We start from the raw sequence: 11,366 nt of genomic DNA, 5'->3' as shown, positions 1-11,366 counted from the left end.
GACTGACTCGTGTAGGGTGTTGCCTCCAACGTAACCGTCCGGCCAACACGTCCACCTGATCCCCGAGTTTTAGGCCACGGGGTCTGCCTTTGTCGATTGTCAGCTACGAGGATCGAGCTTCCGCGCTAGATAGATCTACGGAAGCTCTGATGGCATCAATTACGTCTTGATCGAGTGCCATGACTGTCGTTGTGCTGATTTCAATCCGACTGATAATGTCTTCTCTCGGGCCCTGTTTCCAGGCAGCGCTTGCATAAAAAGCATCTTGAGATGCTTGGCGATGGCTCTCGCTTTCATAGGAGCGAATCAGGTGATAGCTGTCACAATCATGCAACGAGCAGCCATAAGAAACGACATCTATGCCAGCTTCTAGGTGAAGTGGAACACTTACACTCTGCATTATTTGATGAAAGTCCAATCCCGATCCTGGCTTTAAGGTGTACATCAGGATTTCCATAACTCGAGTCATTCCAAGTCTTCCATGTGAAGTTTCAAGATGAGCACCCGTTGGCCGCTGCGTAGCGACCCTGCGAAGAGCCAGTTCTTGCATCCAAGAGCCCACGCCCGGATCTGGTTCTCTGGCCAATTGTTGTCAATGGGTACGGCCCCGTCATCAAGGTAGCACGCAGCGCTACCCAGCGTTTCAGGCTGTAATCCAATGCGCTGCTGATGGTTGAGGCTTCAGGTGCGAGATCACGCAGGGCAATCATCCGAGCATGCAGCATATCCATCACCGGTATCGCTTTTCTTGCCGCTTTCGACGCCGCAAATCCAGCTCTAGATCGTGGACTTCACGTTCGATTTCGTGAAGCAACTGGATATAACGCAGGGCCTGTTCGACGAGTTGGCTCTTGTCGGTGGCATGCCGCTCGAAGGACTTGCGCCGCGCATGGGCCATGCAACCGATCTCGGGTACGTCGAGTTCAAAACTGGCTTTGTATTCGCCAAAGTCGTCGCGCACCAGCTTGCCCTTCAAGTCTGGCGGAAGGCACGTACATGTTCTCCGGCGCGGCTGAGCCTGAAGTCGTAACCCTCCACACTCCTGTGACACTTGGCGCCACTGCAACGGGCATGTGCCGTGTATGTTGCCCGACCAAGGCTAAGGCTTTTTGGGATCGGAGCCGAAAGAACGGTCGACAATTGGGAGATACCGAAGAACCTGTTCGCGGTCGCTGTTCTTTTCAGTTTCGCTAAGTTCGGCGTACGGCGTAGCGATCTGGATTTCCCATCGCGCTACAAGGTCAGCAGGTATAAGCAAGGAGCCATCGGGATTCCGATGGCATTGCTGGTGCAGATAGTTCTGCCAATGAGCCCATCGTTCATGCTCGATCGCAGCCAATTCTTCGATCAGCGCCTCTCGGGAGCGCGATGGGCTTCTATTGGTCATTCCTACCTCTTAGATCAGACCCTTATTGACGAGACGCCAGTAGTGTTGTCCCAGTACCGTTAGCTTGCATGACTTGCTTTGCATAGCGGCATGCCACATGTGGGATACGCCGTGGGGGCGCACCAGGTTGACCTTCACATACCGCTGCAGAATCGCAAAGATAGCATTGTTCTGCGGGTCCGGCGGCGGAATGGACGGGTCGTCACGCTGCTCCTGCAGGCGTTCGGGTTCAAACGACGGATCGAGTTCAAACTCGAAGTCGGGGCTTGGGAAGTAGGTGGTCAGAGCCTGCAAGTCGGTCAGACTGATTGGCGGCGCCGACGTGCGCAGCGATACGAACGTTTTCACGTTCGTTTTGAAGACCGGGCGCTGAGCCCACGGTCCCAAGGACTGGTCGATGTGCGCATAAACACTGCCTGGCGTGACTTCTCCCAGTAGATTTGCTGCTGCACCTCCCAGCGCATCGACAAACAGGTTCGTGAAGACACCCGCTCCCCCACCTGGTACCTCCATCGCGTACTGGTCCGCCGTGGAGGCGGTCAGTATGGTCATACCTTCGTGGATTTCAGCGAGTGCACCGGTGTGAGCAGAGTTTCCTGCAATGCCGCTATGGCAACTGTCCAAGATGATGACTTTGTTTTTTGCTCCAGACTTACTAGCGATTGTCATCACCTCTGCCAAAGACAGGCCGTCATCACCAGTCCTGCAATCGCCGGCACACAGGAAACCACCTGTGTCTTCGATATAGCCGTGCCCGGCGAAGTAGAACAGTGCAATGGAAGAGTCGCCTTTGAACAGCTCTCGGACAGCATCTTTGAGCTCTTGGCGAGTCACGATATCGTGCGGTCCGGTCCCCGTTATGACCCGAGGTGTGGGGAAGTTGACAGTTCCATCCGCGTTACGCTCCAGCGCGGCCTTGACCGAATGGGCGTCGTTGACACATCCGCTGAGGGGGTTGATATGTTGGTAATGATCAATTCCGACGATCAAAGCCTTGCGCATAGAGGCCGCCTACTTCAGAGGGAATCGATGAAGTCGTTGATGTTCTTGTCGTTCCAGGCATAGGTGCTTACGCCCGTGATCTCTGTGCGGTCATCCGAGTATGCCCAGATTCCGCGGATCGGCTTCTTCTCCTCCTTGGCGCAGTCGATTTCCCACTTTTGCCCCTCAGAGGTTTTGGAGTTCTTGCTCACCAAGACAATGACGCCATCAGAACGTTTGATTCGGGTACGGACTTTATCTTTCCAGCCACTGTCGTAAGCTTCTTTGACGGACATATCGATGAACTCGAACGGCTTTCGCGGACTCAGCGATTGCCCTTTGAGGAAATCCCGCTGCCGTTCGTCTTCGATAGCGAAAGCAATGAACACCACTTTTTTATCAGCCATTATTCATCTCCATGAATTGATGTTGCTGTCGGTCGTTAAGCAAGAAACCAAATCGGCTAGCGGGGAGCCCCCAGCCCATTTTTAGTTGGTCCTTGTCGATGGGTATTCTACAAATGCTGCTTCCGAAAAGCTGGAAAACAGCCCGCTTCCTGAAAATTCAGATTTTCCCTACAAAAGAGATTCATTGAAATCATATATATCAATGACTTATAAGCCCCTTGTGGCGGTCGCCTCAGGGCCGGACGCTGGTGGCCTTCGGCACCAAACCGAAACCAATTGGGACAGGCAGACGACTACTCCTCCAGGTTTGAAGCAGATCACGCCCGAAAGCTGGCCAGCTGTGGACCAGCCGTAGATCCGACGAAACGCCAACCAATTGGATACTCAGCGCCAAACGAACTGGACAGTGGCACCATACTGGACACCACCGTCAGTCCGAATGCGACCGAGTTCGACCCGGGGGCTTTTGCCATGCTAGATGCGGCATCATTCTTCGAAGATCCAGCGCCAGGCGAAGTGGCCCCTCCCACCCACCGCCACCCTAGTGCGATGGCTCGAGCCGCACACACCCAGATCACCCACCCCTTGGGGAGCTCAGTCTGGGAGTCGCTATGTCCCTTCAAGGTTAGCCAGGGCCTTGTGTGCACTACGCGTGGCCACCTCCAGTCCGACCGTCGCTATCGACTCAACAGGAGAAAGGCCGCCAAGCCGCTCCAGCGGCGTGGAGAGAGCTTGGTAGACCCTCCAGGAATCGACATCCTCTGCCTGCTTCAACAGCGTGCGGGTCAGGTCTTGGCACTGTGGATCCAATTGCCAGTCAGGGATGCGCTGTCCCCTGTTGCCCAAACTTAGCGTGAGCAACCGTTTGGCCTTGATATCCCGATTGACCTGATCACGCGACTTTCCTGCCAGTTTTGCGAACGTAATCACGGGCAGATTGTGCGGTGATTCGTAGACCTCAAGCATGGCAACGCGCTCGCGTTGAATTGGTGAAAGCTCAGGCTCTACCGGATCAATCGGAGTGACTGGCACAGGCACGGCTGGCAGCCGGAATGCGGTAGCAAGGTCATCCGTATTGTTTACAAGGTGGGAGTTGGTCAGCGTCAGGGACTCAGCAACCGGGATCGGGGGAGTCGCCGATGCCGGGATCAGGCTCGGCATCTGGTCGGACGATCCCAGTGGCACTCCCTTCAACTGAATGGTCAGGCGTGTTGTGGCAGCCTCAGTCAATCCACGTTCCAAGAGATCGAGTCGATCAGACCAATCCTGCATCATGTGCCGACGAGGCTCCACGTATTCGGCGTGGTTGTACGAAGCGCTGACCTTATCGGGATCTGAGTGTGAAAGCTGCGCATCCACCCAGATCTTCGGATAGCCGATTTCATTGAGTGCCGTAGAGATCGTTGCTCGAATACCATGCCCTGTCAGCAACCCGGCATAGCCCATGCGCTGCAGAGCGGTGTTGAGCGTGTTTTCACTGATCCGCTTCTTCAGGTCACCGCGCCCTGCCAGCAGGTATTTCTGCGCAGGCTTCATCTGAGCAATAAGGTATCGCACGACTTCTTGTGCTTGCAGGGACAGCGGGACAATGTAGGGGGGAATATCCTCTGGTTGTTTGCCGTCCCTATTGATCTCCAGTTGCAGCTGCTTGACGATCTCCGGTGGGATGACCCAGAGACCTTGGGCCAAGTGGAACTGGTCAGGCGTCGCCAGGCGAAGCTCTCCCGTACGGACGCCAGTCAACATCAGCAACCGCAATCCCAGTTGAGTTTGCAACAGTCCCGTGTAGGCGCGGAGCTTCTGCAGCATTTCGGGCAGTCTGCCCATACGCAGGAAGGGGTTGTGTTGGACAGGGGGCTTAGGTGCCGCCACCACATCAAGATCAGACGCCGGATTCTGCTCAAGGTTCGGAACCTTAACCAGGGCGTAGCGGAACATCTGGTAGAGCCAGGTTCGACACTTCTCGGCCGTTGTGAAAGCCCCACGACGTTCAACCTTCTCGAGGACTTCCAGCAAGTCTGGACGCTTGAGCTCATAGACAGATCGAGGTCCGAGGGTCGGAAGAATGTCCTTGAGGAAGATTCGCTGGATCTGCTCCTGCGTGCTTTGACGGCCCGCCTTCAGACTCTTCTTGCGAAACTCGAACCATTGCTCGAACACCTTCTGGAAGGTGTGATTCTCAGCAAGCAAGGCGCACCTGCGGTCCTGGTTTCGTTGCTTGCGGGGATTGATGCCGCGGGCAACCAATTCACGAGCTACGTCGCGACGAGTCCGGGCTTCTTTGAGGGAGATTTCGGGGTAGGTGCCAAGAGACAGCCGTTTTTGCTTGCTGTTCCAGGAATACCGAAAGTGCCAGCTTTTGCTGCCTTCGGGTGATACGGCCAAGGCAAGGCCATCATTGTCGCCGAGCGTGTATGCCCTACCAAGGGCTTTGGCCTGCCGAACGGTGGTATCGGAAAGTGCCATGTCCAACTCCTCTGTACCTGGTTCAGGAACAGATGGTCGACATGTCGCCCGCTGCCATACAGCAACAATACGCTCCAGCCCGCGTCCGTATTGATGGACTAAAAAATGGACTAAAAAGCGCTGGCTGGTGCTGGATTCCAGTGGAAAGCACTGGAATGAAAAAAGGGGCTTTCGCCCCTTCTTTCAATGACTTACAGATCTCAGTGGAATTCCAAAGAACTCTGTAGATCAAAATTTGGAGCGGGAAACGAGACTCGAACTCGCGACCCCGACCTTGGCAAGGTCGTGCTCTACCAACTGAGCTATTCCCGCAAATGGCGTCCCCTAGGGGACTCGAACCCCTGTTACCGCCGTGAAAGGGCGGTGTCCTAGGCCACTAGACGAAGGGGACACGCTACCCGGAACACATGGTGTGTGTTTCGGTGTCCAGATCCGCATCCGAAGACTTGGTTCTGGTTTCACTCAGCCCCGCCCGAAAGCAGTGCCGTTTAAAATTGGAGCGGGAAACGAGACTCGAACTCGCGACCCCGACCTTGGCAAGGTCGTGCTCTACCAACTGAGCTATTCCCGCATTGGCGTCCCCTAGGGGACTCGAACCCCTGTTACCGCCGTGAAAGGGCGGTGTCCTAGGCCACTAGACGAAGGGGACACACTACAACATTCACTCCCTGCCGCGTTTCGCTGTGTGCTTTACGCTGCAAGTGGCGCGCATTCTATGGATGGATTGGAGGGTCGTCAACCCCCTGATATAAATTTATTTAAATCAATGACTTCGGGGTGGTTTGCGAGCCCTTTCGGGCATTTGTGCAGCCTGTGCCTTGACGCCTATATTCTGACACTCGACAAGGCGCTATAGTCCACATCCATAGGTGATGGCAATATGAAACCAGCCAGACATTTCCTATATAAGCAGAGAATCGGCCTGTTTCTGCTCGTCGACCTGCGCTAGGCGCCCCAAGGCTAAGTCACTACACTCGCCACTCGTACGCGAACCCCAGAAAGAGGTCTTACACGGTGACACCACTCATGATCACCCTGCTAGTAGTAGCCGGGATCGTACTTTTGATCGCCATTGGCTACATGAACCATGTGGTGGAAAACAACAAACTGGAAAAGGCCCGTACCAAGGTCGAACTCAATGACCGCCTGCGCCGCTGCGGCGAAATCACCGAGACCTTCCCCGGCCAGTTCATGTCGCCGGCGCTCAAGCTGCTGATGACCCGCCTGGAGCTCAACGTCGTTCAGCGCCTGTTGAACCTGAACAAGTCCGATGCCGCGCTCAAGGCACGTATTGCCGAGTTGAATGCGCTGGTCGGCCAGGGCGAATCGATTCCGGTCAACAACCCGCCCTGCCCGATCCAGACCGAAGCCAAGGCCAAGGACGTGCGTTTTCTCCTGGAAGCCCTGCATGGCCAGGTGACGCGCGCCGCCCAGGACGGTTTCCTGCCGACCAACGAAGCCAAGCACTGGATCAGGGAAATCCGCCACATCCTGGTGCTGCTGCACATCGAGTTCTTCAACAACCTAGGCCAGTACGCCCTGCAGCAGGAACAACCCGGCCAGGCGCGCCTGGCGTTCGAGCGTGGCGTGCAGTACCTGCGCAAGCAGCCGGACCCGGCGGTCTATCGGGAACAGTTGGAGTACCTGGAAAAACTCCTGGCTCGCTCCAACGCGATGGTGTTGACCAACACCCAGCCGGTCGAAGGCGAGGTCAACCAATTGACCGAAGGCCTGAAAGTGGTCGAAGCCGACGCCGACTGGAAGAAGAAAGCCATTTACGACTGACCGGCAACAGCCGTGCGAGCAACTCGCACGGCACGGTCTATAAAGGCTGCGCCCCTGGCGGCGCAGCCTGTAGCAAGCATCCGCGGCATTACAACCGGAAATGCCCGACCATCCCCTTCAATTCCGCCCCCAACTGCGCCAGCTCGATGCTCGACGCTGCATTGCCCTGCATGGCCAGTGACGACTGATCGGCGCTGGCGCGGATGCTGGTGACGCTGCGGTTGATCTCTTCGGCGACCGAGCTTTGTTGTTCGGCGGCCGCGGCGATCTGCTGGTTCATCTGCTGAATCAGCGACACCGCCGTGGCGATGCTGCCCAGCGCGCTTTCGGTCTGCAGCGCATCGCTGACCGCCAGCTTGACCAGTTCACCGCTGCTCTGGATCTGCTGCACCGAGGACTGCGCCGCCGAGCGCAAGGCACTGACCAGGCGCTCAATCTCTTCGGTGGATTGCTGGGTGCGCTTGGCCAGGGCCCGCACTTCGTCGGCGACCACCGCAAAGCCCCTGCCCTGCTCGCCGGCACGCGCCGCTTCGATGGCCGCGTTCAGCGCCAGCAGGTTGGTCTGCTCGGCGACACTCTTGATCACGCTGAGCACGGTGCCGATGTTCTGGATCTCGGCGCTGAGGCTTTCGATGCTGGAACTGGCGCTGCTGGCCGAATCCGCCAATTGTTCGATGCGCTGCATGCTCTGGCGCACCACCTGCTGGCCACTTTCGACCTTGTCGTCGGCGGTCTGCGCCGCTTGCGCCGCTTCTTCGGCGTTGCGCGCGACATCGTGCACGGTGGCGGTCATCTGGTTCATTGCCGTCGCCACCTGCTCGGTTTCTTCCTTCTGGCTGCTGACTTCCAGGTTGGTCTGCTCGGTCACCGCCGACAACGACTGGGCGGAGCTGGCCAACTGCTCGATGCCCGCCTGCAAGCCGCTGACAATACCGCTCAGGCCACTGCCCATCTGTTGCATCGCCAGCATCAACTGGCCTATTTCATCCCGGCGCGTCACCTCCACCGTGGCGCTCAGGTCGCCGGCGGCGATCTGCTGCGCCACGCGCATCACGCTGCGCAGCGGAGTGACGATCAAGCGGGTAATGATCCAGGCCGCCAGCACGCCCACCAGCAATGCCAGGGCCGACGAAGCGACGATCAGCAGCGAGTTCTTTTTCAGTTCCGCCTGCATCGACTGATCCTGCGCGCCGTACGCCTGGTCGACCCGCTCCATCACCTGCGCAGCGCGCTCGTGCAGCTGCTGATAGACCTTTTTCTCCTGCGCCAGCAAGCCGGTGTATTCGGCGAGCTTTTCGCTGAAGCCGCCGATATGCCCGACCACCTCGTTGAGCACGGTCTGATAACCGGCGTCCTTGACCACGGTCTTGAGCTGCTCGGCCTGGGCCAGGGCCTGGTCGGCCTGCTCGATCTTGCCCTGCTCGACCTCTTCCTCGCCCTTGCGGCTCTGGTCCAGGCGCACCCGGGCTTCGTTCATGGCTTGCAGCATCAGGCGCGAGACCTGGCTGACCTGATTGGCCTGCTCGACGAACTCGCTGCCCTCCTTGCCGGCGGATTCCTTGAGCGTATAGGTGCCGTCATCGGCCAGACCGGCCTGCAGTACGTCGAGGTTGTTGGCCACGCTGGACACCGACCAGCTGGCCATTTCCAGCGCCAGGTCCTTGGCCTGGGTCAGCTCGACGAACTCGTCGAAGGCCTTGCGGTAAGCCCCCAGCGCCTGCTCGACGTCGGTCATCACCGGCACGTTCGCCGCCGAGCGCTCCTTGAGCTGCGCCGCCAGCCCCAGCAGGCCATCGACGCCCTCATGCAAGGCGTCCGCGGTTTTTGCGTCGCCGTGCAAGGCATAGTTCTGTTCGAGCAGGCGGACCTTGAGCAGACCGCTGTTGAGCGACGACATCTGCTTGAGGCCATCGAAACGCTGGCTGATGGTCTGCAGGGACCAGACGCCTATGGCCGCCACCAGCGCTGTCAGAAGCAGCACCAGGGTGAAACCGACACCCAGTTTTTTCGCCATGCCGAGGTTGGCAAAACGTCCGTTCGTGGCCGAATTCATTGCGCTCAGTCCCCTTCCAGTCCCCAATGGCGACAGGGCCATTGTCCAGTTTTGCAGGTTCGCAACGGGCTGCACTGGAGCACAAGTATCTGGCGTCGGAATAATGGCAAAAAGCTACGTTCAGGTCGTTTTCAGAATGGTCGAGGTCGATCCGGTACAGCCCTGGCAACGCGCGTTCATCAGGGCCGTCGATAAGGCAGGCGAGCCTCAGATGGCGGTGGCGCCACCGTCGACCGCCAGCGCATGGCCAGTGGTGAAGGCCGCGCCGTCGCTGCACAGATACAGCACCGCGCTGGCGATTTCCTCGACCTTGCCGATCCGTCCGACCGGGTGCATGGCCGCGGCGAATTCGGCTTTCTTCGGATCGGCCTCGTAGGCGCGGCGGAACATGTCAGTGTCGATCACCGCCGGACACACCGCGTTGACGCGGATTTTCTTCTTCGCGTACTCGATGGCCGCCGACTTGGTCAGGCCGATCACCGCATGCTTGGAGGCGGCATAGATGCTCATCTTCGGCGCAGCACCGAGACCGGCCACCGATGCGGTGTTGACGATGGCCCCGCCGCCCTGGGCAAGCATCAGCGGCAACTGGTGCTTCATGCACAGCCAGACGCCCTTGACGTTGACCGCCATGATCGCGTCGAACTCGTCCAGGGTGCCGTCCGCCAGCTTGCCCTTCTCGATTTCGATCCCGGCATTGTTGAAGGCATAGTCGAGGCGCCCGTAGAGGCTTACCACCTGTGCCATCAGGTTCTGCACATCCGCCTCGTCGGTGACGTTGCAACGCACGAACGCCGCCTCGCCACCGGCGGCGCGAATCAATTGCACCGTACCTTCGCCGCCGGCGACGTCCAGGTCGGCCGCCACCACTTTCAGCCCCTGCGTGGCGAACGCCAGGGCCGTGGCCCGGCCAATACCCGCCGCTGCGCCGGTGACCAAAACGACCTGGCCGGAAAACGTCATGCTCATGGTGATGCCCTCGATGGAATGCATGGATCGGATTGGCCCAGTCTAGGCACAGGCAACGGGCACGCGGCAGCACTATCAGAGGGCCGGTTGCCCACTTATCCGCGATAGTGATGAAGGCGGCCATACGACCATCACGCCTCTGGATCGCGCCCTATTCGCTACAGCGGCAAACCTTGCGGCATCAGGGCTGAAGGTCTATCAACTAGGGTTCCATTGATCCTCGAGTGCCTGCCATGACCACCCTGACCAATCGCCAGTTTCTGCTCGCCAAACGCCCGGTGGGCGCGGCAACCCGCGAAACCTTCACCTACCAGCAGGTTGCCGTCGGCGAACCGGCGGCCGGGCAGATCCTGGTGAAGAACCAATACCTGTCCCTCGACCCGGCCATGCGCGGCTGGATGAACGAAGGCAAGTCCTACATCCCGCCGGTGGCCATCGGCGAAGTGATGCGCGCCCTGGGCGTGGGCCAGGTGATCGCTTCGAACAACCCCGGCTTCGCCGTCGGCGACTACGTCAATGGCGCCCTGGGCGTGCAGGACTATTTCCTCGGCGAGCCGCGCGGCTTCTACAAGGTCGATCCGAAACTGGCGCCACTGCCGCGCTACCTGTCGGCCCTGGGCATGACCGGCATGACCGCCTATTTCGCCCTGCTGGACGTCGGTGCGCCAAAGGCCGGTGAAACCGTGGTGCTGTCGGGCGCGGCCGGCGCGGTGGGCAGCATTGCCGGGCAGATCGCCAAGATCAAAGGCTGCCGGGTGGTCGGCATCGCCGGCGGCCAGGACAAGTGCAAGTTCCTGATCGATGAGCTGGGCTTCGACGGGGCCATCGACTACAAGAGCGAAGACGTCCATGCCGGCCTCAAGCGCGAATGCCCGAAAGGCGTCGATGTGTATTTCGACAACGTTGGCGGCGACATTCTCGATGCCGTGCTCAGCCGCCTGAACTTCAAGGCGCGGGTGGTGATCTGCGGCGCCATCAGCCAGTACAACAATAAGGAAGCGGTCAAAGGCCCGGCCAACTACCTGTCGTTGCTGGTCAATCGCGCGCGCATGGAAGGCTTTGTGGTGATGGACTATGCGGCCCAGTTCGCCGCCGCCGGGCAGGAAATGGCCGGCTGGATGGCCAAGGGGCAGCTCAAGAGCAAGGAGGATATTGTCGAGGGGCTGGAGACTTTCCCGGAAACGCTGATGAAGCTGTTCAGCGGCGAGAACTTCGGCAAGCTGGTATTGAAGGTTTGAGACAGGCTTTTTGAATGGCGTTGGCTGGTCGATTGTTTCGCGAGCAAGCTCGCTCCTACAGGAAACGCGTCCCCTGTAGG

9 protein-coding genes, 4 tRNA genes and 1 pseudogene are annotated in these 11,366 nt (G+C 58.7%); 2 read left to right on the top strand and 12 right to left on the bottom strand.

Features of this window, described 5'->3' with window-relative positions:
• Nucleotides 1-103 precede the first annotated feature (103 nt).
• From PVZ78_RS30095 to PVZ78_RS30050, 10 genes and pseudogenes are all read right to left on the bottom strand, one after another.
• The gene (locus tag PVZ78_RS30095) at nucleotides 104-457 is read right to left on the bottom strand and encodes an NIPSNAP family protein (RefSeq protein WP_273829689.1); all 354 of its coding nucleotides are present in this window, start codon (nucleotides 455-457) and stop codon (nucleotides 104-106) included.
• A gap of 47 nt (nucleotides 458-504) precedes the next feature.
• Nucleotides 505-1,029 (bottom strand): annotated as a pseudogene (locus tag PVZ78_RS30090) (IS66 family transposase); the annotation flags it as partial.
• Nucleotides 1,030-1,099: 70 nt separating this feature from the next.
• On the bottom strand, nucleotides 1,100-1,387 hold the full coding sequence (locus PVZ78_RS30085; RefSeq protein WP_273829688.1) for a hypothetical protein: 288 nt from the start codon (nucleotides 1,385-1,387) through the stop codon (nucleotides 1,100-1,102).
• A 9-nt stretch (nucleotides 1,388-1,396) separates the two neighbouring features.
• Nucleotides 1,397-2,389 (bottom strand): caspase family protein, encoded by a 993-nt coding sequence (locus tag PVZ78_RS30080; RefSeq protein WP_273829687.1) that lies wholly within the window; start codon nucleotides 2,387-2,389, stop codon nucleotides 1,397-1,399.
• Between the two features lie 14 nt (nucleotides 2,390-2,403).
• Entirely contained in the window at nucleotides 2,404-2,775 is a 372-nt protein-coding gene (locus PVZ78_RS30075) for a TIR domain-containing protein (protein WP_273829686.1), read from the bottom strand.
• A gap of 609 nt (nucleotides 2,776-3,384) precedes the next feature.
• On the bottom strand, nucleotides 3,385-5,241 hold the full coding sequence (locus PVZ78_RS30070; RefSeq protein WP_273829685.1) for a tyrosine-type recombinase/integrase: 1,857 nt from the start codon (nucleotides 5,239-5,241) through the stop codon (nucleotides 3,385-3,387).
• 236 nt (nucleotides 5,242-5,477) lie between these two features.
• Nucleotides 5,478-5,553, bottom strand: a tRNA-Gly gene (locus tag PVZ78_RS30065).
• Between the two features lie 3 nt (nucleotides 5,554-5,556).
• Nucleotides 5,557-5,632 (bottom strand) — tRNA-Glu (locus tag PVZ78_RS30060).
• Between the two features lie 104 nt (nucleotides 5,633-5,736).
• Nucleotides 5,737-5,812: transfer RNA gene (locus tag PVZ78_RS30055), tRNA-Gly, on the bottom strand.
• Between the two features lie 2 nt (nucleotides 5,813-5,814).
• A tRNA-Glu gene (locus PVZ78_RS30050) sits at nucleotides 5,815-5,890 on the bottom strand.
• Nucleotides 5,891-6,255: 365 nt separating this feature from the next.
• Between PVZ78_RS30050 and PVZ78_RS30045 the strand changes: the two genes are divergently transcribed.
• Complete coding sequence (locus PVZ78_RS30045) at nucleotides 6,256-7,026, top strand: hypothetical protein (protein WP_096373414.1); 771 nt, start codon at nucleotides 6,256-6,258, stop codon at nucleotides 7,024-7,026.
• A gap of 88 nt (nucleotides 7,027-7,114) precedes the next feature.
• Here PVZ78_RS30045 and PVZ78_RS30040 read toward each other — a convergent pair whose 3' ends face one another.
• Both PVZ78_RS30040 and PVZ78_RS30035 read right to left on the bottom strand, forming a co-directional pair.
• Entirely contained in the window at nucleotides 7,115-9,079 is a 1,965-nt protein-coding gene (locus PVZ78_RS30040; protein WP_016702190.1) for a methyl-accepting chemotaxis protein, read from the bottom strand.
• Nucleotides 9,080-9,286: 207 nt separating this feature from the next.
• Nucleotides 9,287-10,048: an SDR family oxidoreductase gene (locus PVZ78_RS30035; protein ID WP_029526150.1), complete on the bottom strand. Its 762-nt coding sequence runs from the start codon at nucleotides 10,046-10,048 to the stop codon at nucleotides 9,287-9,289.
• 233 nt (nucleotides 10,049-10,281) lie between these two features.
• Between PVZ78_RS30035 and PVZ78_RS30030 the strand changes: the two genes are divergently transcribed.
• Nucleotides 10,282-11,286, top strand: a complete 1,005-nt coding sequence (locus tag PVZ78_RS30030) for an NADP-dependent oxidoreductase (protein ID WP_009047797.1) — start codon at nucleotides 10,282-10,284, stop codon at nucleotides 11,284-11,286.
• Nucleotides 11,287-11,366: the final 80 nt, after the last annotated feature.

The organism is Pseudomonas sp. SBT1-2, assembly GCF_028640875.1.
Lineage (GTDB): Bacteria > Pseudomonadota > Gammaproteobacteria > Pseudomonadales > Pseudomonadaceae > Aquipseudomonas > Aquipseudomonas chlororaphis_I.
Note: the sequence above shows the minus strand (reverse complement) of the source record. Positions and strands in the feature narration are given on the sequence as shown.